The organism is Bacillus cereus group sp. BfR-BA-01331 (genome assembly GCF_022663915.1).
Classification (GTDB): domain Bacteria; phylum Bacillota; class Bacilli; order Bacillales; family Bacillaceae_G; genus Bacillus_A; species Bacillus_A mycoides.
Genome location: NZ_JAKUGJ010000004.1, coordinates 1 through 22,745, shown reverse-complemented (window position 1 = coordinate 22,745; position 22,745 = coordinate 1). Strand labels below are relative to the sequence as shown.

Genomic DNA, 22,745 nt, shown 5'->3' with positions numbered 1-22,745 from the left:
AGAAGTGCAAATGAAGGGAGAATATAAATGGAAATTCTACATGCAAAAAGTATTAGTAAAGTATATAAAGGGAAAGTACCTTTTAAAGCATTGGTAGATATTGATTTATCAATTCAAGAAGGTGAATTTATAGGGATTATGGGGCCATCAGGGAGCGGGAAAACAACGTTATTAAATATGGTATCTACTATCGACTCTCCAACATCGGGAGAAATATTAATAAATGGTACAAATCCTTTCCAGTTGACATCAGATAATTTGGCTTTATTCCGTAGGAAACAATTAGGATTTGTTTTTCAATCATTTAATTTACTTAGCACACTTACAGTAAAGGAAAATATCGTATTGCCGATGACATTAGATGGTGTTTCTGTACAAGAAATGAACAAACGAGTTGAAGAAATTGCAGAGAAATTAAATATTACAGATATATTGAGTAAAAGAACTTTTGAAATTTCAGGGGGGCAAGCTCAAAGAACAGCAATTGCTCGTGCAATTGTTCATAAGCCTCAATTATTACTTGCAGATGAACCAACAGGGAATTTAGACTCTAAATCTTCAAATGATGTAATGGAGATGCTAGATACTTTAAATAAAGAAGAAAAAGCTACGATGATGTTAGTTACACATGATCCGTATGCAGCGAGTTTTTGCAGCAGAGTTATCTTTATTAAAGATGGTCAATTATATAACGAAATTTATTGCGGTGACAGCAGGCAAGCCTTTTATCAAAAGATTATGGATGTCCTTTCTTTGTTAGGAGGGAAAAGGCATGACTTTTCGTCAGTTCGCATTTAATAATATTTTTCGTAATAAGCGTACATACGCTGCCCATTTTTTAAGTTGTGCATTTTCTATTATGATTTTCTTTACGTATGCCCTTTTATTATTTCATCCTGATTTACAAGGGGAATTAAAATCGACGAGTACAACAATAAGTGCATTTGGAACATTAGGATTTACAATTTCGCAAGGCTTGATTTTTGTATTTTCATTTTTCTTTATTTTATATTCAGTAAGTTCATTTTTAAAAACACGTAAGAAAGAATTTGGCATTTTAATGATGCAAGGAATGTCAATGAGGCAGCTTAAGAAATTATTATTAATTGAAAATATGTTAATTGGACTTGGGTCAATTTGTATAGGGATTTTCATCGGACTCATATTTTCTAAACTAGTGTTATTGATAAGCGCAAGTGTATTAATGATTAGTAATGGTTTACCTTTTTATATACCAGTGCAGGCGGTATTATTAACATTCATCACATTTCTTTTATTATTTTTAATTGTTTCGCTTGTTACTTTTAAAATGATAAAAGTAACGGAACTTGTGGAACTTATTCAAGCAGAGGAAAAGCCAAAGCCTGAACCGAAAGCTTCAATTCTATTATCGCTACTTTCTTTAATTAGTGTAGGCTATGGATATATTTCAGTATTTCGCTTTATCCCAAGTACTAATTTTATTACGCTCGGAATGGGTGTACTTCTAGTTATTATAGGAACGTACTTTTTATATACACAGTGTAGCGTGTATATATTGTATCTTGCTAAAAGAAGTGAATCATTCTTTTTAAAGCGAACAAATATATTAACATTTTCAGAACTAATTTACCGTATGAAAGATAACGCAACGATGTTTTTCATTGTATCTATTATTTCAGCAGTTGCATTTACAGCAATCGGTACAACAGCTGCTCTTGGTAATAGGAATTTAGTATGGATGACAAACCCATATACATTTCTGTATGAAAGCTCTGAAAACAACAAATTGGTAGATAAACATCTCTCTATTATAAAAAAACATCTTGAGGATGCAAATATTCCGTACCGAATGGCTTCATCTTCAAATAAATTTACAGAAAGTAACGTAAATGTATTGAAATTAAGTGAATATAACGAACTTACGAGAGCACTCGGGTACCAACAAGAAACGATTGAAAAAGAAGATGAAATTTTACTAATCCCTGGGAGGGTGTCACAAAAACAAGAATTTAAAAATGGTGACTATAAAAAAAATATTGAAGTCATTCAAGGAGATTGGACAAAGACATTTCGTGTGAAAAAAACTGTGGGAAATTTAGTTTTACCACATGATCCTAGTAGTATTTATATTGCTGTTCAAGATCATGTGTATGATGAAATTCCTCATACAAGTAATCCAAAAGATGAAAATATTCAACATCGTACTTACGGATTTGTTGTAGATGATTGGATAAAAACGAAAGAGATTTCAAATCAATTAAAGAATGTATTCGATAAAGATCTTAGGGACAGAGATTTCTACTTTGAAGCTTTAACATTAAACTTGTTGGAGGCAAAACAAAAGAATGGTTTATTACTTATGGCAAGTATTTTAGTCGGAATCGTTTTCTTTACATTTGCTGCTAGTTTTATTTATTTCCGATTATATACTGATTTGGATCGCGATCAACAGCAATATAAAATGATTTCGAAAATGGGATTAAGTAAACGAGAATTAAAAAAAATTGTAACGAGACAGTTAGTATTAATGTTCTTCTTACCGATTATCATTGCAGTGATTCATACTGTAGTTGCGTATACGGCACTGCAACAATTAGTCGATTTTTCTATTTTAAATAGCTCGATCGTTATTTTAATTTCATTTATATGTATACAAGTTTTATATTTCTTTATAACTCGTTGGCGTTACCTACAAAAGCTTTATAAAGTTATGGAGCAATAGAGTTTATTAGCTTGTAAGACTACATTAAAGTATGTGGAAAAAATGAACTGTATGATGAAAGGAAACGCGATGAAAAGAACTTTAACTATTTTTATGTTAACGATACTACTTTTAATAAGTTTTAGTGCATGCTCTAAAAAGGAAAATCCATTTCCTGCAAACGGTTTATTAATCATTGGAGATGAAAATAAAATTTCACCAATTATTAATCGTTATCAAGAAATTACGAAAGAAAATGAAGTGTTTTCTGTGAAAAAAGGTAAAGTTGGAAATGGACAGGTATTAATTTTAAATGAATCTACAGCACAAGCATTGATTAAAGAAAAAGTTTTTCGTAAACGAGATAATGGCTCCAATTATATTATAGATACGTTACCGAAATTCCCAAAAGAAGGTTCGCTGTTGTTTACACATGAAGACGAAAAGAATATGAAAAGTATTGAATTAGAAGGAAAAGAGATTCCAGTTTCATACGATAGTGACGCTTGGATAGGTAACACTCGTAAATATCCAACGCAATGGTATGTGATTGTAGCACAAAATAGTGTGTATAAAGAAATAAAGGTAAATGAAACGAAAATGCACCTTCTTCATCTGAAAAAATCTTTAGGAGATGAAAAACCTAAAATGTCGACAGATAATACATTGGTTAATGAAAATGTCAAAGTAACAAGGCTAATTAAAGGTTTGGAAGGAGAAGTATCTTTTCAATTTGTAACGATTGGAGAAAAATCTTAAAAAAGAGTTCAAGGTTGATAAAAACTTTATCAATCTTGAACTCTTTTTAGTTTATAGACCAATCAAATATTATGCTTTACATTACTTCATCTAATCGGGCCTCACTCGTTTCTTCAATCGTATTTGAATTTTGAACTGAATTATTTTGAGCTTCTTTTTCTTTACGAGACTTTTGTAGCATTTCAAGGATGATCCATAAAGGAACACCTTTATCCTTTAACATCTTCCATAAATCTAATTCGTTAAATTTATGCTCAGGCTGTTTCATTTCTTTTTCAGAGGAACGAATATCGAACTTGATAGGATCATCCGCTTTCTTACCTTCAAGTTTAGTAGAAGAGAGAGTATTATGCTCAAGAATAGATGGAGTTATTTTAGTAGGTTGAGATAATGTATGAATGTTTGATTCAATTTGCATGCTTTTTCCTCCTTTTCGAGTAATGAAATAAGTTTTCTTATGATTATTAAATCCATTTGACATGAGGAAACTATATTCAATTATAAATTCAAATAATCAGATTTACAAGTTGTATTGTAAAAAGTAAATGTTTCCTTGAATTAATATTTATCAACATTTGTGTATGTTGTCTATATATACAACGTATATAAAATACTTTACATTATGTTTAAGTTAAAAACTGATTGTGCCAATCTTTTTCACAGAAAAATGAAAGCGTTTAATTAGGGGGAGAAAGTATGGGGAAGTTATTTTTAAAAGTATGTTTTTTTACATTAGTGACTGTTTGTTCATTCGCAGCGAAAACAACATACGCTGAAGAGAGACAACAAAATAATTATCCTATCATTTTAGTGAATGGATTTGCTGGATGGGGTAGAGAGGAAATGCTAGGGGTAAAATATTGGGGTGGTGTTCATGATATACAAGAAGATTTAAAAAGAAATGGTTATACAGTACATACTGCAGCTGTTGGGCCAGTTTCTAGTAACTGGGACCGTGCATGTGAATTATACGCGCAAATTAACGGTGGAACAGTAGACTACGGCGCGGCGCATGCTGAGAAACATGGACATAATCGTTTTGGTAGAACTTATAGTGGATTTGCACCGAATTGGAGTGAAACAAATAAAGTTCATTTAGTTGGGCATAGCATGGGTGGACAAACGACAAGAACATTAGTGCAGTTATTAAAAGAAGGTAGTTATGAAGAAAAAAATCATGTGAAAAATCATCCGAACGCAAAGATATCACCACTATTTGAAGGCGGTAAATCGTATGTTCATAGTGTTACAACTTTAGCAACTCCTCATAATGGGACAACACTTGCAGACGGGAGTCTTCTATTGCCATTCGTTAAAGATTTTCTCATTACAGCTGCGAGTTTAGGAGGAAACAATAATTTATCATTATATGATTTTAAATTGGATCAATGGGGTATGAAAAAATATGCTGGAGAGTCCTTTTTCCAATATACTGATCGTATTTTAAATAGTTCAATTTGGGAGAATACAAAAGATATTAGTCAATGGGATTTAAGTACTGATGGAGCAAAGGAGTTAAATAATTGGGTAAAGACGCAATCGGATGTATATTACTTATCCTATAGTGGACATGCATCGCAAGCAGCACCTATAACAGGTTTGCATCTACCGCATATAACAATGAATAAAGTGCTAATGGGGAATGCATTCTTCTTAGGCTCTTATGCAAGATATGAAGAAAACCGACCATTAATAGATACTTCTTGGTGGCAAAACGATGGTGTAGTAAATACAAATTCTATGATTGCGCCTGCGTCTAATACTTTTGTAAATAATAATGAGTCTTTACAAATTGGAAAATGGAATCATATTGAAACGAAAGCAAATTGGGACCATCTTGATATGGTAGGGCTTAGTGTTTCAGACACGTTAGGTTTTTCTAACATTCAAGAGTTTTATAGAACAATTGTTGGAAAATTATCACGTCTACCGAAATAGATAATATAAAGCGCTCTCGATGGAATTCGAGGGCGCTTTATATTATATTGAAAGAGGGATTTGGTATAAAGATATGGGGGGATATTATGAAAATTCAAATTGTATTATCAGGATACGGGACAGTAGGAAGAGAGTTTATAAAATTATTAAATGAAAAATATTTATATATAAATGAAACATATGGAATTGACTTAGTTGTTAGTGGAGTGATAGGAAGAAATATTGCAATACATAACGGGAAAGGTTTGCAGATTAATGATTTATTGACGTATGGTGATGGTTCTGCTGCAATTGAAAAATATATCGAACATTATCCAGAGGAACGCGGAACGATTAATATAAATGGTACTGTATTGGTTGAATCAACTGCTACAAATCTTAAAAATGGAAATCCAGGGAAACAGTATATGAAACAAGCTATTGAAAAACAAATGGATATAGTAGCTATTTCAAAAGGTGCACTTGTTACAGCTTGGAGTGAACTGAATACAGCAGCACGTATTTCAGGCTCACGCATTCGATATAGCGGTGCAACTGCCGCTGCGTTACCGACATTAGACATAGGACAACTAAGTTTAGCAGGTTGCCATATTGAAAAAATAGAAGGAATATTGAACGGGACAACAAATTATATTCTTACAAAGATGCATGAAGAATATAAGACGTTTGAAGAAGCATTGCAAGAAGCACAAAATAAAGGAATTGCGGAGACTAACCCGTTATTAGATATAAGCGGGATGGATAGCGCTTGTAAATTATTACTTTTGACGAATAGTTTAATGGGAAACGATTATTCACTCAAAGATATAAAAATAAACGGAATAGAGCACGTTACAACGCAACAAATTCAAAATGCAAAGAAACAAAATAAATCAATTAAATTAATTGCATCAGCATATAAAGATGATAATGGAAAAGTAAACCTTAGTGTACAACCTTGTAATTTAGAGAAAGAACATCCGTTAGCAAATATAAATGGCACGGAAAAAGGAATTACGTTCTTTACAGATACAATGGGACAAGTCACTACAATTGGTGGAGCTTCTAATCCACGCGGAGCTGCAGCTGCTGCTTTAAAAGATGTAATCAATTTATATCGAAATGATTTATAGGCTTTATAACCGTACCGCTATTAATAAAAAATACATATGTAGTGGACCTTTTGAGAATGAAATAAATATGCAAAAATAATTGCAGGGGGTAAGAAATTGTTTAAAGATTTTAAAGTTGTAAAAGATCGTCCCGTTTATATTCAATTAAAGGATTATTTAAAAAAGATGATTATGAAAGGGCATTTGTTGGGGGACCAAAAAATCCCATCAACAAGGGAACTGAGTGAATTATTATCAGTGAGCAGAAATACAGTACTCTCTGCATATGCGGATTTAGAACAAGAAGGACTCATTTATGCAGTTAAAGGAAAAGGAAATTTCGTTGCGAAGGTGGATATAAGTAACACCTCGTCTGTTGAAATAGATTGGAAAAATAAACTTAATACAGTTACCACATTAGCGGATGAATTAGACTTAATGAAGCATGGAGTTCGCTGGGAAAAAGGAATGATTGTTTTTAATAGTATAGCCCCGGACGAAAAGCTATTTGATGTTGAAAATTTCAAAAGAGCTTTTCTTACTCGTATGTCCATTGAAGGGGATATCGTATTGAACTACGGATATGCAAAAGGTTATAGACCGTTAATGAATTATTTACTTCATTACATGGAAATGAAAGGTGTAGATATTTCGAACAAAGATATTCTAATTACAAATGGATTTACAGAAGGATTAGATATTGTGTTATCTTCTTTATCGAAGAAATCAGGGCGTGTTATTTGTGAGAACCCAACTCACCATGCTGCATTGAAGCTTTTTCGTTTACATGGACTTGAAGTTCATGGAATTGATATGAATGATGATGGTATTGATACGAATGAAGTAGAAAAAAGTTTGCGTGAAAAGGATTTTGATTTCGCGTATTTAATCCCTTCTTATCATAATCCAACTGGTATTGTTACGAGTTCGGAGAAAAGAACGGAATTGATGAGGTTATTTTCAAAATACAAGATCCCTATTATAGAGGATGGGTTTAATGAAGAATTACGTTATTCGGGTTCACATTTATCGCCATTATTAACTTTTGCAGGGGCTGGTAATAATGTGATTTATATTAGTAGCTTTTCAAAGGTACTTTTCCCTGGTTTACGTGTAGGTTGGATCATTGCAGATAAAGAACTGATACATTATTTAGAAAGTGTTAAAAGAGCCAGAACCATTCACACATCTACGTTAGATCAAGCTGTTCTGTTTCAATATTTACATGAAGGATATTTTGAAAAATATTTAAAAAAAGCAAGATCTGTTTATAAGAAAAAATATGAGTTAGCTGTTGGGGCGTGTAATCAGTACATTCCGTTTAAAAGAATGACTGGAGACGGTGGACTTCATTTGTTTATAGAGTTGGAAGAAAAAATTCAAGCCCGCACACTTTTACAAAAGTGTTATGAGAAAGGAGTTACGTTTTCTCCTGGTGATGTTTTTTACTCTGATGGAGGAGGAGCGAACACATTCCGATTAGGATTTTCACGTTTGAAAGAACAGGAAATTGTTAGAGGGATTCAAATAATTGGTGAAACTTTAAAAAATGAAACTTGGAGTTGAGAAAATGAGAATTGGCGTTATTATGGGAGGAGTATCCTCTGAAAAACAAGTATCAATTATGACTGGGAATGAAATGATTGCACATTTAGATAAGAGTAAATATGAAATCGTTCCAATTACGTTAAATGAAAAAATGGATTTAATTGAAAAAGCGAAAGACATTGATTTTGCATTGCTAGCATTACACGGAAAGTACGGAGAAGATGGTACAGTTCAAGGGACGCTAGAGAGTTTAGGTATTCCTTATAGCGGTAGCAATATGTTATCTAGCGGTATATGTATGGACAAAAATATTTCGAAAAAGATTTTGCGTTATGAAGGAGTAGAAACACCAGATTGGATTGAACTTACAAAAATGGAGGATCTAAAGCTTGAGGAGTTAGATAAATTAGGATTTCCGTTAGTGGTAAAACCAAACTCTGGCGGCTCAAGTGTTGGAGTTAAGATTGTCTATGATAAAAATGAATTAATCTCTATGCTGGAAACTGTATTCGAATGGGATTCTGAAGTAGTAATTGAGAAGTATATAAAAGGTGACGAGATTACATGTTCAATTTTTGATGGGCAACAGTTACCTATCATTTCGATTCGACATGCTGCTGTGTTCTTTGACTATAATGCAAAATATGATGATACTAGTACAGTTGAAGAAGTTATTGAACTTCCAGCTGAAATAAAGGAACGTGTAAATAAAGCGTCACTGGCTTGTTATAAAGCATTAAAATGTAGTGTTTATGCAAGGGTTGATATGATGGTGAAGGAAGGAATTCCATATGTAATGGAAGTTAATACATTACCAGGGATGACACAATCAAGTTTACTACCAAAAAGTGCGGAAGCAGCGGGAATTAATTATAGCAAACTATTAGATATGATAATTGAAACTTCATTAAAAGTAAGGAAAGAAGAAGGTTTTTAAGATAGTTATATAATTAATTCTTTTGACAGTTCCATGAATTATGCTATGATAATTACAATACGACAACTAAATATTTATCCACTAGGGGGGCCTTTTATAGGCTGAGATCAGATGAAATTTTGAGACTCTTAGTACCTGATCTGGTTAATGCCAGCGTAGGGAAGTGGGAAAGACGTTGCTATTTAACGAATATATGCTGTCAATTTCACTTTCTTTACGCCTGTAAAGAAAGTTTTTTTATTTTACAGCTTTAATAATTATGGATAAATACGTATATTTTTTACATTATTTGGAGGGATTTAAATGACTTTTTCACAAGCATTACGTAAAGAAGTAGATTCAATTTGGGAAGCAAGTTTTAACCATCCTTTTGTAAAAAAACTAGGCGAAGGAACATTAGATTTAGCTAGTTTTCGATATTATGTGCTTCAAGATTCTTATTATTTGAGTCATTTTGCTAGAGTACAAACGTTAGGTGCTGCAAAGGCTCTTGAATTAGAAACGACAGCTCGTATGGCACACCATGCACAAAATACGTATGAAGCTGAGTTATCATTACATGAGAATTTCGCAAAGAAATTAGGGATTACAAAAGAAGAAAAAGATAATTTTATTCCTGCGCCAACTGCATATGCATATACATCTCATATGTATCGTGCAGCTTATGAAGGGCATTTAGGAGATATTATTGCGGCTATTTTACCTTGTTATTGGTTATATTATGAAATCGGTGAACGATTAAAAGAATGTCAACCAGAAGAGCCAATTTATCAAGAATGGATTTCTGCATATGGATCTGATTGGTTCCGTACGCTAGTAGAAGAGCAAATCACACGATTAGATACGATTGCTGAAAAGGTAACAGAGGCAGACCGTAATCGTATGAGACAACATTTTATTTTTAGTAGTCAATATGAATATTCATTTTGGGAAATGGCATATTCATTAGAAAAATGGCCGATGAATGAAGAAGTTAAAGGTGTTATTTAATTAAGAGTATATAAAAGGTATCGCTATATAAAGAGGCGATACCTTTTATTATATTTAGTTTCTGTAATTTTTTTGTAAATCATAGATAAAAAATATAATAATTTATTATAATGATTTTATAATATAAAGTCCCATAAGGAGGTAGTTATATGTTAATAGTTATTTTATATTAATTTGATTTTAATAATGTTTTATTTAAATAACTAAATGTAATTTAGCTATTTCCTTTAATGCGCTTGGTTAAAATTTGATTCGTTAATGCTTAAAAAATTGGTATCTTTTCTAGTATTATTCATGATCAATATAAATTAAGAGAGGAAGTATTAATAATATGGAAAAATTACAGTTATTAGCATTTAAAAATATAGTAGAACCCCTCTATAATGAGAAAGTATCGTATATTTATTTTCCTATTGAATGGCTTGAGATTGTAGAGATACATTATAGAACATTTTTATTAACGAGCAAATTAAAACTTGTAAATGAAAGATTGTATGAAATGTTTTCTGATATATTATTCATTCAGCATAATCCATATATATTAAAGGAAGATACACCTTGGATTGTGGCTAAGGAACCAATGAGACAAGAACAGTTAGACTATATTTTCCAAAGCTGGTATGAGGTTATTCGTGATTGGAAACCGAATAAATTAATAGATCCACCACATTTAGAATGGCAACATGATTTAATTAGTAATTTACCAGTATTACATGATAAAAAAACGTTTTCTAAATGGGTACCGGCTCTAATTACTCATATCTTTTGCGAACAGCCTTTACGTATGGAAAATAAAAATGAGGAAGAAATATATTTTTCGCCACTGCGATCACAACATATTTCTGAAGCGATGTCTGAGCCAATTAAAGATGAAGAAACACATGATTATTTCGCTTATGTATATCGGTTTGAATACATAACTCGTGGAGGTGAGAATATTCCGCTATTAAAAGTATCCGTAGGGATTAGGCGGTTTTATCAACAATATAATCATAAAGATATTTCTATACTTTTAGGGCGAAAGCGGAGCCAAATACTGATTTCAACTCCTGAATTTGAATTAAATAAGAAACAGCAAAGGTTTATAAAGTTAAAAGTGCAACAAGCTGAAAAAGGAATAAAGTGGATTAAACGTTTTAGAAATTTAAAAGATGATTATAGGATAGGGGGAGAAGTTAAATTAGAGCGCATTCTCCAATGTCCGAAAGAGTATATTAGAGGAACTAATGTAAGAGTACTTCTTCCATATAACGAAAATATATATAAAGTTCAAGGAACAAAAATAAAATTTGGTATAAAAGTAAGAGAAAAAGAGGAACTTTTTAATGAATTCCAACGAATATTCCCATACTTCACATTACTTCCAGAGGGTAAAAAAGTATTAACTAATAATGAAAATGAGTTATTACCTTTATTTGCACCAAAGGGATTAGACACAATTACGTTAGAAGTATGGTCAGATGATATAGTAATAGAGATAGAACAAGCGTTATTAGATAGCAAAATAGTTTTAGCTCAAAACGGAGATTCCTCCTATGTATTAAATGCAGACAATCCGGTGTTGTTAAAAATAGTAAGATATAACATTGGGGAATTGTTACAAAATCCATACAGAATGCAATATAGCCATAAAAACAAAAAGAAACTAGTAGGCGATGTCGTAAAAGCTGTACATGCTACGGCAGGTGAGCAAAATGAAATGAAATTAGCATTAATTGCAATAAAAAATTGTGATGGTCGCGAAAAAATTAATCCAAAGCAAATTATTCGGGAAGGATTCGCTCAAACGGAACGTATTTCAGCATTTATTAATTTATTTATCGGACAAAGTGTATCTAAAAAAGAAATTATTAATGCCATTCTTAGTTTGTTAGAACAAAAGGGGTTCTTAAAGTGTAGTTGGAATAAGATAAAATTACCGGGGATAATTGTAAATTTATCAATTGAGAAAATGTCTAAATATGATTTCTTACCTATTTTTTCAAAAATAAATGGGAGAGAAATATTATATAAATTATATGGTCAAGAAGAATGGGGCACAATTGATCATACTTTATTAAATATAGGTAATAATAAAGTGTTTTTACCACAACCATCAAAAAGGAATGATATAGGAGTCAGTTTTAAACAATTTATGTCAGAAACATTAGTTGAAATTTCACAAGATGCACATAAACAAAATAAAGAAGTTTATTTTATTGTAGATGCCAATATGAGGAAATATTGGCTAGAGGAATTGCAAAATAAAAGCGTTAATATTGGGGTTTCACCTGAAATAATCTCAAATTTAAAAGAGGATATAAACATAATTAGAATTAATACTAACTCAGATGTACCGAACTATATTGTTAGAGACCAAGAACATGTTATGAATGAAACGAGATTATTTGTAGATCAAATGGGAATTTACTATAGCACGGCTGCATACGAATTAGATTGTAATGAGATAGTACATCAGTACATACTCGAAGTTATCCAGCTTGGTGTAAAATCTGAAGAGAGAGAAGAAATCGCCAAAATGATACATTACATGTGCTGTAAATCAACCTTGCTGTCAGAACAAAATATTCATAATACGCATGTAATGCATATGGCTAAATTAATTAAAAATTATACTACCGATATTGATTCAAGGGAGTTTAAAGAATTCGATGACGAATTAGATGAAGATGTAATAATTTTAGAAAAAGAAGATACATTGATATTAATATAAAAAATAGTGTACAAATCCTGCTAGTAATAATGAGCAGGATTTGTCATTTTTCATTGTAAATATAGATATGATTTGTCATGTATATTTTCGGTTTCATATTTACTTTATTTACATACAGGATTAAGATGTTTTTTAGAAATACAAAAACTACATCATATGGAAAAGCGATTTTTATTAATTGAAAAGAAAATTTGAAAGGAATGGGGAATTGTGAAGAAATTAGATGTATTATTAATGCTACTGAGCGGCCTCTTTCCAATTGCAGGAATGTTAAAGCAAATCCCTCTTGAACAATCTTTATATATTGGAGGACTTTTATTTTTTACTAGTTTCGGTAGTTACTTTGCGAAAAAGATATATTCACGTATATGTAGCTGGATAGCCTATGCACCATTTATAACACTACTGTTAGTTATTTGGAATCAGGATATTTCAATAAGTTCAATAATAGCGAACGCGAAAATCGCCGCTTGCATTGCGTTAATTCCGTGTTTATTCCGGTTTCGTACATACGGGCTTACTTTGGGCTTATTCTCATTATGGGCCGCGTTACTATGGGATATAAAAGAAGTGCAGTCGTTAGTCATACTTGAGCGTATGATGAATTTAATGACAAGCCATTATTTATATATTCTCCTTTTAGTTGGAGGACTTATATTAGGTGGATTACTTGCGATGTTATTACACCGTAAAGAGAAAGACACTAATAAAGAAAATACTAATTTATTTAAACAAAAAAAGAAACGTAAAAGGCTATCATTTAAGATCCGCTTTCCAAGATTACCGAAATTTAAGATGAAATTATTTAAGTTTGGTGGAAAAGGTTCTAAACGTAAAAGGCCAGAAACAATGCATGAGCGTAATAACGAAGAACCAGTTGTAACATATGAAATGGCAGAGCAAATAGATCAATATAAAGAAAGTACTGTTCAAGGACAAACTAGGATGGAACGTCGAAAAAATAGGTATAATGCATAAAAAATTCCACTAACCCCTTAATGATTTATCGTAAAATTGATAAATCACTAAGGGGTTTTATATATTCCTCTGTGTGCTTTTTTATCTCTCACATGTTTATTAGCAATTATCCAGTGAAATATATAAACTACTAGTAGTTACATAATACATTTTAGTAATGAGAAGAAATTAATACTTAACAAATCTTTATGTATGGCGGTTTCTGGGTAATCAGAAACTGCCTATTTTATATGGTTGCAAACATCGACTATTTGGAAAATCCCTTTGTTTTATTTGATGGAGATATAGTACCGCATATTGGTCATTCTTATTTAGGGCTATTTATTTCGATGAAGAGGATAGAGTGATTCGAAGCAGTCAAAAAAGAGCGTATGAAATATAAATAAAAAAGGACAAGCAGTCGTACCTACTGTCCATTAAAGGAGAAAAACATTTTGGTTTAGAACTACGAATAAACAGAAAATCTGCTTGTAATTATTGTTAACCTAAGTGTATTTATCTATACAATAAAAAAGGGATAAGTAAAATATACTTATCCCAAGAAAGGAAATTCAAAACACCAAAATGGCTCGTATTGGTCTACAGGTTCAAAACTAGTATATGTAAAATATAAAATCTCATACACAAAGCAGATAACAATTTTAGTTGTCTGCCAGTTAGTCGAATGAGTTAGTCAATTGTGATAATTTGCTTTCCCATTACAAGAAGAGTGAAGCTGATAGTTCAAACAGCTTGTAGGTAGTGTTTACGATGTTTTTAAAAATATACAGAGAAAGCAGATAAGTGAAGAACCTATCTGCTTCGCTGTAACAAAAGAAAGAAGTACCAGCCGTGGATACAGCGGCTTGAAAATAGTATGTATTGTTTTTTTGAAAAGTATTCAAGGAGTGAAGTCTGGTGGAATATATTCTATATGGTGTATATGAAATCACCCAGTTAATCAGTGAAGCAAAGGAGAAAAAAATAATGAATATCACACAATTACGTGGAATATAAAAGACGCTAACTAATCGAAAGCACTAAATATGGCGATTAAGGTAGCCTTGTAGATGAATGATATGAGACTAATAAAAGAATAACGAACTCAAGTCACATACGAAATTGACGATATCATCGAGCGAAAAGATAGACGTTATTATTACAGTCATTCAGCTAATGAATAAAGCGTGCCCAACTGGTGAAGAGTTACACCAGTTGGATAGATCCCTTGATATACAACCGAAAAAAAGAGGTGGACAAGAAAAAATACCGATTTGGGAAGATAAAGAAGAAGTGGACAAGTGAAGGGAAACGGTATGAGAGAAATTAAATAGGATGAAGAAAATGCCTGAAACCGTTGACGTGAAAGTTATGTCGGATGATGAGTTTCTAAAGAAATATAAGGGCACATTTAAAAAGGAAAGACACCCATTCAAAAACTACTATAAAGATTGCAAGCAGAAACATAACGGTTTGTTATAGAAATTTCATTTTGGTCAGATAGATTTTTGTTTGGAGTTTTAAGACTGTTGCATTTTTTTTATTTTTTTTGTTCCCAAAACACAACTAATAATTGCAAGTAATGCACTTGAGGAGATGAAATTAACGGTCCAATAAATTCCTGTTCCAGTAATTAAATCGATAATTACAAATTTTTTAATTGCCGAACTTTTTATTGTATGAAAAACAAATTGATTGTTATTGTTATCCAATGTTGTCACGTCCCTTATCTTTTTTAAAACATATGACAAGGTATGCTTGTTCTAGTCATTTAATCTCAAGAGAATGATAAAGAACCATAAAAAGAACAGCTAGCAAAAGCTAGCTGTTTCATAAATCAAAAACAAAAAATCAGATTGGTTTTGATTTATGATTGAGACGAATTATTTAAAATGTTGTAGAGAATTTAGTAAGTCATTATGGATACGTAATAAGGTTTGGATATCTTCTTCAGACAGTTGTTCTAGTGCTAGTTCCATTGCTTTATAAGAAGTAGAGTTTTCAATGGATCTCTTAGATATTTCTTGTCCTTTTGTTGTTACTTTTAATTGTATTTCTCTACGATCTTCATGTGATTGTTTTCGCTCAATTAATCCTAAATTAACTAACTCATCTACATTTACACTCATTGTGCTTTTAGGAACTGAAAGGCGTTCTGAGATATCTTTAAGAGTAGTATTAGGAGTTGCATAAATTGAATTTAAGATGCCCATTTGTTGAACTGTTAATCCTAACGTAGAAGCGTTTTGATGAGTAAACTTTATAATTTCTTTGTTTATTTTTACAAATGAATGGACAATTTCACTGGCTTGTTTGATACCTTGTTTATGTAGACTCAAAGTAATAACTTCCTTTCATTTTAAAATAATTCAACTCGAAATTGTTCATCGCTGAACTATTTTATTTTGAATCAAATTGTAGGGAAAGTCAATAAACGATATTGATAAAAAATCTAATGAAAAATTCATTTTGTAGAAATAAAAAAAGGTGATGAACGTCGCATCACCTTTTGATAAAGCAGAGCACTTTCAAAAATAAAGTATTCAAAATTAAAACAGAAGTTATCATAAATTTCTTTAATCTTTGACTTGAAACTTATCTTTAATATTAATAAATAATAAAAATAATATTATGGCAGATATTAAATTAGACAAGTAGAAATCTTGGTGGAACAGTAGTTCAAAGATGACATCGAAAGTGTATAATAAAGCAACAGCAGGTAATATGCAAATGAACATAAATCTCCAATTTTTTAAATAATGTTTGTAATAAGTATGTACTTTCTCCATAGATATTGCTCCTGTAATTTTTATTTTCTATATAAATATACATTTAAATAAAAGAATTTACAAAGCGTTTTAAAAATAAATAAAAAATACTGTGAAAGTGATGTGTAATAGAAGAAGTGTACTGAAATGTTAACATCTATACGAAATAAACATAAACTAACGCTAATATATCACTGTACTAATATGAAATTATAATTAGATATAATCTATAAAAAACTTTAAAACACCGTTACTAAAATGATACACTATAATCTACGTTATTTTAGTAATGAATAGAGGGATTTACATGATAGATAAAATCAAAAATGTTGTAGAGGATATGTACGAAGATGAAGCAAAACATTTACTGCAAAGCATTCTTATACAATTAGATTTATTAGAAGAGAACTATAGTGAAGATACGATTAAACACTTGATAAGTATACCTAAGCAACTAACGAGTAATACATCTTATAAAAAGAATGTAAAAGAAAGTACACACATTCATATCGCTTTTGATGATTCAACAACTGGGTGTTTAAAATATATGTTAAGTCAAGAAGAACTATTTGAGGAGAGTGTTGTTGCATTCTCTGAATTCTTTTCAATTGGACCGATTAATCAATTACATACGAATAAAGGGCAACTCGCAAGACAGCAATGGTTATTAAACAACTTAACTTCTTATGATAGTTATTTTGAAGAAGAATATTTACCGAAATTTATGGAAACTTTAGAAGAGCTACATTCTATTCCTAATGAAACACCGATTACCATTTGGAAGGCAGATAACGCACATGAACATGTAGGCCTTTGTTTTGTAATGGCGCAATTAAAAGGTAAGAAAAATATTCGAATCATTAATACATCTGAAATGAGTAGAGAAATATTAAACCAAGAGTATGATATACGTGGAACGGGAGAATTATCGCCCGAAAGTTTAGCTACTTTCCAAAATAGTTTTGCAGAATCACCGTTTTTAACTAAAAAAAGCAGAGTGAATCTTGAACACGAGTGGGATAGTTTATCGAATAGCATGGAATTTTTAAGAGTTTGGAAAGATAATGAAGTGCATTCTGTACAAGAAGAATATTTTGACCAATTCATTATTGAGTGTGCGAAAAAAGTAGGTGCTGATAAAGACTTCCTTAAAGCTCCGAGAGTAATTGGTGAAGCGCTTGGCCTTGTAGAGCAATTAGTTGGGGATACTTTCTTAGAGTATCGCTTGAAAGTATTAATTAAACAAGAGGTATTTGAATTTGAAGGTTTATTAGAGGAAATGCGTTTTTATAGTGTGAAGTTGAAAAAAAAATAATATATTCTGTTTATAAAAAAGCTCGTATTTTTGAAAAAAAGATACGAGCTTTTTTTTTAGTTTAATTTGGGCTATACATAAGCTTCCGATAGGTGTCATATCACATATGAATGTTAAAGGTAATGAATGAAAAGAAGGTGATTTGTTAATATGTATAACGAACAAAATTATCCATATGATCAAACGATGTATTATAATCCACAACAATACGGATATGAACCTGATATCGAAGTTAGAGAGGTTGAACTAGAAGACTATAGACCAGATGATGCGGAAGATGCTCCAACATCACCACCACCGTCACAAGCTCCGTCGTTACCGTCCACATTTGCTTCTCCAGCACAAGCAGGAAATATGAAATCTTGGATGTGTAACTGTCTAGGAAGATGGGGCTATTTACGTTTACATCGACCTGGTCCTTTCGGAAGAGATTTATGGTTCTTTCCAACCGAGGTAAGAAGAAGCGGGGTTTCAGGTTACACTTGGCAAGGTGGTCGTCGTCGTAAAGTAAGTTATCGATATCAACAAATTAGTAATTTTATGTGCTTCGCATAATAGGAAGTGAGAGAGTAGAATAATTTTACTCTCTCACTTTTTTATTTTTCAATATACGAAGTAAGATTTTAATTAAAAATTTACAATTTTCTAGTTTTTATTGAAGTATAATTCAAATGTTAGGTTGATTTACACAAATAATTGAGAGTGAGGGAATGTAATGTCAATAAAAAATAAGGTTGGCCGAAAAATAGAGGATGGCATTAATTTAGCTTCTGCTCAGTTTAAAGAAGATGCATATGAAATTTATAAAGAGTCACGAAAAATGCAACCTATATTATTTGTAAATGAAGTTGAAATCGGTAAAGAATGGCTCATTACAAGATATGAAGATGCTGTGCCACTTTTAAAAGATAATCGTTTAAAAAAAGATATGGCAAATGTGTTTTCTCAAGATACAAATAACATGTATCTTTCTGTTGACAATAGTGATCATTTAACAACGCATATGTTAAATTCGGACCCACCTAACCACAGTCGTTTACGATCTTTAGTTCAAAAAGCTTTTACACCAAAGATGATTTCACAATTAGACGGAAGAATTCAGAGAGTAGCGGATGATTTAATAAATGAGATAGAGCAAAAAGGTACATTAAATCTTGTAGATGATTATTCATTCCCATTACCGATTATTGTAATAAGTGAGATGCTTGGAATTCCAAAAGAGGATCAAGCGAAATTTAGAATTTGGTCTCATGCCGTCATTGCATCGCCAGAAACACCTGAAGAAATAAAAGAAACCGAAAAACAACTATCTGAGTTTATTACATATCTTCAATATATAGTTGATGTAAAACGGAAAAATCCAAAAGAAGATTTGGTTAGTGCGTTAATACTTGCAGAAAATGAAGGGCATAAACTTAGTGCTCGAGAGCTATATTCAATGATCATGTTATTAATTGTAGCCGGACACGAGACGACAGTGAATTTAATAACAAATACGGTATTAGCACTTCTTGAAAATCCGAAGCAATTACAGTTATTAAAAGATAATCCGAAATTAATTGATTCAGCTATTGAGGAAGGATTGCGTTATTATTCTCCAGTTGAGGTGACGACTGCAAGATGGGCGGCTGAGCCGTTTCAAATTCACGAACAAACAATCCAAAAAGGAGATATGGTTATTATCGCATTAGCTTCAGCAAACCGTGATGAAACCGTATTTGAAAAACCAGAAGTATTTGATATTACACGAGAAAATAACCGTCATATTGCCTTTGGGCATGGTAGTCATTTCTGCCTAGGAGCACCACTTGCTAGGTTGGAAGCAAAGATTGCTATTACTACTTTGTTTAAACGGATGCCATCGTTACAAATAAAAGGTGAGCGTGAAAAAATTAATTGGCAAGGTAATTATTTAATGCGTTCTTTAGAGGAATTACCATTGTCTTTTTAGAATAGTTATATTGAGACATGCATACACGACAAATGATTAACATAGAGTATGTATGTGTTATTTAAATTCGAAACGGAAGGGTGAAAACATCCCAATGATCAACTAATTCTATTTGTAAGAGATCTTCGTTAAAAAACGAAATATTCTTCTGAATAGGATTAGTATGTGCATATATAGAAAAGGGATGTGTTTCGCACTGCGAATATATAGTCTTTTCATATGATTTGTGCTGCCTCCTGTTCAGAACACGAAATAGGGGGCTTTTTTATGTCGACGACTGCAGAAACGAAACAAAATCATGGGGTATCACAAGTATTAAAAAATCGATTTGTGCAAGGGATTCTAGCATCAGCATTATTTTTACAAGTTGGTATTTGGGTTCGTAACTTTGCGATATTACTTTATGTTATGGAAATGACGAAAGGTGATGCTTTTGCCATTTCGATGATTTCGGTTGCTGAATTTGCTCCCATTTTTATTTTCTCATTCATTGGTGGAACTTTTGCTGATAGGTGGAAGCCAAAGAAGACAATGATATGGTGTGAGACGTTAAGTTCTATTTCCGTATTCGCTGTATTAATTACTCTTATGTTTGGAACGTGGAAAATCGTGTTTTTTGTGACGCTTATTTCTGCAATCCTTTCGCAGTTTTCTCAACCATCTGGTATGAAGTTGTTTAAACAGCATTTATCAACGGAACAAATTCAATTAGCGATGTCTATATATCAAACAATATTTGCGATTTTTATGGTGTTAGGACCGATTCTTGGAACATTTATTTTTCATAGTTTTGGAATTTATATTTCAATCATCATAACAGGTATCGCTTTTTTACTTGCAGCAGCTGTGTTGTTATTTCTTCCGAAAGATCTTGAGAATGATAATGAGAAGAAAGAAATTACGCTGTTACAGGAAATGCTGGATGGTATTAAATATGTAAAAAAGAAAAAAGCATTAACTTTGCTAGGGTTTTGTTTTATGGCAGCTGGACTAGGTATAGGTTTAATTCAGCCACTAGGCATCTTTATTGTGACTGAGCAGTTAGGGTTATCAAAAGAGAGTTTACAATGGTTACTAACAGTAAATGGTGCGGGAATGATTGTTGGCGGGGCTTTAGCGATGGTATTTGCGAAAAACGTTGCTCCCCAAAAGATGTTAATTGTAGGGATGCTCGGTCAGGCAATTGGAATTGGTATTATAGGCTACTCCACAAATTTATGGGTGACACTTACGGCACAACTTTTTAGTGGTTTAGCTCTTCCATGTATCCAAATTGGTATTAATACGCTCATTATTCAAAATAGCGATACCGATTTTATTGGTCGCGTGAACGGCATTTTAAGTCCACTATTCACCGGTTCAATGGTAGTAACGATGAGTATAGCTGGTTCCTTAAAGGAGATGTTTTCATTAGGTACGATGTACGAGGGAACGGCTCTACTATTTATAATTGGACTATTGTTTATTTTGCCTATATACAATTTAAAGCCAGTAATAGCAGTAGAAAGTGAAATGAATGGTAAAGGAAGTGCTGTGCAACATGAATCCTAATCCAAATGTTAAATACCCTATTGAAGGAAATCAAAACGTTCATTTTATAAAAAATACAATAACGAAATCTAATATATTTGTTGGTGACTATTCTTATTATGATGCGAAAGATGGAGAAACATTTGAAGATCGAGTATTATATCATTATGAATTTATTGGAGATAGGCTTACCATTGGAAAGTTTTGTTGTATTGCAAATGGAGTTATCTTTATTATGAACGGAGCGAATCACCGGATGGATGGATTTTCGGCATATCCATTTAATATATTTGGAAATGGGTGGGAGAAGTATACACCTAGTTTGTCTGATTTACCTTACAAAGGTGATACAGTTATAGGAAATGACGTTTGGATTGGTATGGATACAACTATTATGCCCGGAATAAAAATAGGGGATGGTGCAATCATTGCAGCTAAATCTGTTGTGACTAGAGATGTCGCACCATATACAATTGTTGGCGGAAACCCTGCAAATAAAATAAAGGAACGATTCACAAATACAATAATAGAAGAATTATTGCAAATTCAATGGTGGCATTTTGACATTGAAAAAATAACCGAAAATATAGATGCTATTGTACAAGGAGATATTGAACCATTAAGAAAGTTAAAAAGGTAATAAAAAATGCATGACAAAGAGTATCATACCTCCGAATTTTGTTAATGATAATAGAACAAGGAGGTGTGATACTATGGCACAAGACGTTTTATGTGAAGTAAACAACTGTAAATTTTGGGCTAACGGCAATAAATGTAGTGCAGATGCAATTTATGTAGTAAGTCATAAAGGTAAACATGCATCTACAACTGAAGAAACAGATTGCAAAACTTTTGATCCAGAAGTATAAATTTTTGAAGGGTAGCCAAATCGTGGTTGCCCTTTTATTAATTATAGTATTGATAATAAATCTCATTTTCATTCATTGTTTTTAACTTTTCTTTTTATTTTTTCATATTTTCTTCATAAGTGATGCAATCCAGAGCAATTCATGTTCAATACGTGATTTACTAAATTCAATGACTTCTGTAATAAAAGATGAGCTAACATGTAAAGATTGAATAGCAGTAAGTTGTTTATGTAGTACGTCTTGGCGTATTGTTAAAATTTCTTTTCTAGCTTCGTAATCAAGTTTTTCAAATAGCGCGATACGCACAAGGAACTCAGCGTTATTTGTCGCAATCTTTTCGGGAAACTCTCTTAACATTTCAGAAAAAATTTCTTCTCCTGTTTCAGTTATGTCGTACATATTTCGATTTGGCTTTCCGACTTGTTTATGTATTTTTTTCGTTATAGCGCCCATATTTTCGAAGCGCCGAAGAGCGGGATACAGTGTATTATGGGGTTCAGCCGAGATACGTGTAAAAACGGGTCATAAGCTGTGATATATTTCCATTAATGGTTTTTTAGTTAAAAATATCTACCTCATGATTAACAAAAAGCTGATTACCTATGCGCTATAAATGAACTGCCCCCAATTGTTAAACAAAACCTAGCAATTGGGGGCAGTTCATAGTTATCATTTGACTCTTCTAGTGACTTTCTC

At 32.0% G+C, this 22,745-nt stretch carries 23 protein-coding genes and 1 riboswitch; of the genes, 18 read left to right on the top strand and 5 right to left on the bottom strand.

Going from position 1 to position 22,745, the window contains the following annotated elements:
- The first annotated feature begins 27 nt into the window (after positions 1–27).
- Genes MR155_RS08840 through MR155_RS08830 form a run of 3 tightly spaced genes read left to right on the top strand, consistent with a single transcriptional unit; the run spans position 28 to position 3,442 of the window.
- Entirely contained in the window at positions 28–798 is a 771-nt protein-coding gene (locus MR155_RS08840) for an ABC transporter ATP-binding protein (protein ID WP_002147481.1), read from the top strand.
- A complete protein-coding gene (locus MR155_RS08835; protein WP_113936349.1) occupies positions 773–2,704 on the top strand; it encodes an FtsX-like permease family protein in 1,932 nt (643 codons plus the stop codon). Before MR155_RS08840 ends, MR155_RS08835 begins: the two co-directional genes overlap by 26 nt.
- A 54-nt stretch (positions 2,705–2,758) precedes the next feature.
- Positions 2,759–3,442, top strand: a complete 684-nt coding sequence (locus tag MR155_RS08830; RefSeq protein ID WP_088291903.1) for a lipoprotein BA_5634 family protein — start codon at positions 2,759–2,761, stop codon at positions 3,440–3,442.
- A gap of 76 nt (positions 3,443–3,518) precedes the next feature.
- Here the strand turns inward: MR155_RS08830 and MR155_RS08825 are convergent, their stop codons facing one another.
- Positions 3,519–3,860 (bottom strand): DUF3914 domain-containing protein, encoded by a 342-nt coding sequence (locus MR155_RS08825; protein ID WP_219302514.1) that lies wholly within the window; start codon positions 3,858–3,860, stop codon positions 3,519–3,521.
- Positions 3,861–4,138: 278 nt separating this feature from the next.
- On the opposite strand from MR155_RS08825, the gene MR155_RS08820 reads away from it, so the two are divergent.
- The 9 genes from MR155_RS08820 (at position 4,139) to MR155_RS08780 (ending at position 15,098) form a co-directional block, all read left to right on the top strand.
- Positions 4,139–5,380: an esterase/lipase family protein gene (locus MR155_RS08820; protein ID WP_219302512.1), complete on the top strand. Its 1,242-nt coding sequence runs from the start codon at positions 4,139–4,141 to the stop codon at positions 5,378–5,380.
- Positions 5,381–5,466: 86 nt separating this feature from the next.
- Positions 5,467–6,492 carry a homoserine dehydrogenase gene (locus MR155_RS08815; protein ID WP_242309309.1) on the top strand — a complete coding sequence of 342 codons (1,026 nt, stop codon included), beginning with the start codon at positions 5,467–5,469 and terminating at the stop codon, positions 6,490–6,492.
- Positions 6,493–6,588: 96 nt separating this feature from the next.
- A complete protein-coding gene (gene pdxR, locus MR155_RS08810) occupies positions 6,589–8,037 on the top strand; it encodes a MocR-like pyridoxine biosynthesis transcription factor PdxR (RefSeq protein ID WP_002085207.1) in 1,449 nt (482 codons plus the stop codon).
- A gap of 4 nt (positions 8,038–8,041) precedes the next feature.
- Positions 8,042–8,956, top strand: a complete 915-nt coding sequence (gene ddlB / locus MR155_RS08805) for a D-alanine--D-alanine ligase (protein ID WP_002013134.1) — start codon at positions 8,042–8,044, stop codon at positions 8,954–8,956.
- A gap of 73 nt (positions 8,957–9,029) precedes the next feature.
- A riboswitch (TPP riboswitch) is annotated at positions 9,030–9,135 on the top strand.
- A gap of 124 nt (positions 9,136–9,259) precedes the next feature.
- The gene (gene tenA, locus MR155_RS08800; RefSeq protein ID WP_242309306.1) at positions 9,260–9,946 is read left to right on the top strand and encodes a thiaminase II; all 687 of its coding nucleotides are present in this window, start codon (positions 9,260–9,262) and stop codon (positions 9,944–9,946) included.
- A gap of 331 nt (positions 9,947–10,277) precedes the next feature.
- Complete coding sequence (locus MR155_RS08795; RefSeq protein ID WP_242309303.1) at positions 10,278–12,659, top strand: pPIWI_RE module domain-containing protein; 2,382 nt, start codon at positions 10,278–10,280, stop codon at positions 12,657–12,659.
- 210 nt (positions 12,660–12,869) lie between these two features.
- Complete coding sequence (locus MR155_RS08790; protein ID WP_002085215.1) at positions 12,870–13,637, top strand: DUF3959 family protein; 768 nt, start codon at positions 12,870–12,872, stop codon at positions 13,635–13,637.
- Positions 13,638–14,738: 1,101 nt separating this feature from the next.
- On the top strand, positions 14,739–14,921 hold the full coding sequence (locus MR155_RS08785) for a hypothetical protein (protein ID WP_219302500.1): 183 nt from the start codon (positions 14,739–14,741) through the stop codon (positions 14,919–14,921).
- A gap of 39 nt (positions 14,922–14,960) precedes the next feature.
- A complete protein-coding gene (locus MR155_RS08780; RefSeq protein WP_242309301.1) occupies positions 14,961–15,098 on the top strand; it encodes a hypothetical protein in 138 nt (45 codons plus the stop codon).
- Positions 15,099–15,136: 38 nt separating this feature from the next.
- On the opposite strand, the gene MR155_RS08775 is transcribed toward MR155_RS08780, so the two are convergent.
- From MR155_RS08775 to MR155_RS08765, 3 genes are all read right to left on the bottom strand, one after another.
- A complete protein-coding gene (locus tag MR155_RS08775; protein WP_000369808.1) occupies positions 15,137–15,328 on the bottom strand; it encodes a hypothetical protein in 192 nt (63 codons plus the stop codon).
- A gap of 171 nt (positions 15,329–15,499) precedes the next feature.
- The gene (locus tag MR155_RS08770) at positions 15,500–15,955 is read right to left on the bottom strand and encodes a MarR family winged helix-turn-helix transcriptional regulator (protein ID WP_002127658.1); all 456 of its coding nucleotides are present in this window, start codon (positions 15,953–15,955) and stop codon (positions 15,500–15,502) included.
- A 237-nt stretch (positions 15,956–16,192) separates the two neighbouring features.
- The gene (locus MR155_RS08765; RefSeq protein WP_002127657.1) at positions 16,193–16,405 is read right to left on the bottom strand and encodes a hypothetical protein; all 213 of its coding nucleotides are present in this window, start codon (positions 16,403–16,405) and stop codon (positions 16,193–16,195) included.
- A 286-nt stretch (positions 16,406–16,691) separates the two neighbouring features.
- On the opposite strand from MR155_RS08765, the gene MR155_RS08760 reads away from it, so the two are divergent.
- The 6 genes from MR155_RS08760 to MR155_RS08735 all read left to right on the top strand — a co-directional run bounded on the left by MR155_RS08760 (position 16,692) and on the right by MR155_RS08735 (position 22,049).
- A complete protein-coding gene (locus MR155_RS08760; protein ID WP_219302498.1) occupies positions 16,692–17,699 on the top strand; it encodes a DUF1835 domain-containing protein in 1,008 nt (335 codons plus the stop codon).
- Positions 17,700–17,849: 150 nt separating this feature from the next.
- Entirely contained in the window at positions 17,850–18,254 is a 405-nt protein-coding gene (locus MR155_RS08755; RefSeq protein WP_061675032.1) for a hypothetical protein, read from the top strand.
- A 160-nt stretch (positions 18,255–18,414) separates the two neighbouring features.
- Complete coding sequence (locus MR155_RS08750) at positions 18,415–19,650, top strand: cytochrome P450 family protein (protein ID WP_242309299.1); 1,236 nt, start codon at positions 18,415–18,417, stop codon at positions 19,648–19,650.
- 267 nt (positions 19,651–19,917) lie between these two features.
- Complete coding sequence (locus MR155_RS08745) at positions 19,918–21,201, top strand: MFS transporter (RefSeq protein ID WP_002127654.1); 1,284 nt, start codon at positions 19,918–19,920, stop codon at positions 21,199–21,201.
- Positions 21,191–21,820 (top strand): Vat family streptogramin A O-acetyltransferase, encoded by a 630-nt coding sequence (locus MR155_RS08740; RefSeq protein ID WP_242245657.1) that lies wholly within the window; start codon positions 21,191–21,193, stop codon positions 21,818–21,820. Before MR155_RS08745 ends, MR155_RS08740 begins: the two co-directional genes overlap by 11 nt.
- Before the next feature lie 73 nt (positions 21,821–21,893).
- On the top strand, positions 21,894–22,049 hold the full coding sequence (locus MR155_RS08735) for a DUF1540 domain-containing protein (protein WP_000046089.1): 156 nt from the start codon (positions 21,894–21,896) through the stop codon (positions 22,047–22,049).
- A 102-nt stretch (positions 22,050–22,151) separates the two neighbouring features.
- Here the strand turns inward: MR155_RS08735 and MR155_RS08730 are convergent, their stop codons facing one another.
- A complete protein-coding gene (locus MR155_RS08730) occupies positions 22,152–22,556 on the bottom strand; it encodes a PadR family transcriptional regulator (RefSeq protein WP_131246285.1) in 405 nt (134 codons plus the stop codon).
- Positions 22,557–22,745 lie beyond the last annotated feature (189 nt).

Bases quoted from the DNA above. Each gene is read 5' to 3' on its own strand.
- MR155_RS08760 (WP_219302498.1), top strand. From the start codon at position 16,692: ATGATAGATAAAATCAAAAATGTTGTAGAGGATATGTACGAAGATGAA.
- MR155_RS08780 (WP_242309301.1), top strand. From the start codon at position 14,961: ATGCCTGAAACCGTTGACGTGAAAGTTATGTCGGATGATGAGTTTCTA.
- MR155_RS08815 (WP_242309309.1), top strand. From the start codon at position 5,467: ATGAAAATTCAAATTGTATTATCAGGATACGGGACAGTAGGAAGAGAG.
- MR155_RS08745 (WP_002127654.1), top strand. From the start codon at position 19,918: ATGTCGACGACTGCAGAAACGAAACAAAATCATGGGGTATCACAAGTA.
- MR155_RS08740 (WP_242245657.1), top strand. From the start codon at position 21,191: ATGAATCCTAATCCAAATGTTAAATACCCTATTGAAGGAAATCAAAAC.
- MR155_RS08755 (WP_061675032.1), top strand. From the start codon at position 17,850: ATGTATAACGAACAAAATTATCCATATGATCAAACGATGTATTATAAT.
- MR155_RS08735 (WP_000046089.1), top strand. From the start codon at position 21,894: ATGGCACAAGACGTTTTATGTGAAGTAAACAACTGTAAATTTTGGGCT.
- MR155_RS08840 (WP_002147481.1), top strand. From the start codon at position 28: ATGGAAATTCTACATGCAAAAAGTATTAGTAAAGTATATAAAGGGAAA.
- MR155_RS08820 (WP_219302512.1), top strand. From the start codon at position 4,139: ATGGGGAAGTTATTTTTAAAAGTATGTTTTTTTACATTAGTGACTGTT.
- tenA (WP_242309306.1), top strand. From the start codon at position 9,260: ATGACTTTTTCACAAGCATTACGTAAAGAAGTAGATTCAATTTGGGAA.
- MR155_RS08750 (WP_242309299.1), top strand. From the start codon at position 18,415: ATGTCAATAAAAAATAAGGTTGGCCGAAAAATAGAGGATGGCATTAAT.
- MR155_RS08835 (WP_113936349.1), top strand. From the start codon at position 773: ATGACTTTTCGTCAGTTCGCATTTAATAATATTTTTCGTAATAAGCGT.
- MR155_RS08825 (WP_219302514.1), bottom strand. From the start codon at position 3,860: ATGCAAATTGAATCAAACATTCATACATTATCTCAACCTACTAAAATA.
- MR155_RS08795 (WP_242309303.1), top strand. From the start codon at position 10,278: ATGGAAAAATTACAGTTATTAGCATTTAAAAATATAGTAGAACCCCTC.
- MR155_RS08830 (WP_088291903.1), top strand. From the start codon at position 2,759: ATGAAAGGAAACGCGATGAAAAGAACTTTAACTATTTTTATGTTAACG.
- MR155_RS08765 (WP_002127657.1), bottom strand. From the start codon at position 16,405: ATGGAGAAAGTACATACTTATTACAAACATTATTTAAAAAATTGGAGA.
- ddlB (WP_002013134.1), top strand. From the start codon at position 8,042: ATGAGAATTGGCGTTATTATGGGAGGAGTATCCTCTGAAAAACAAGTA.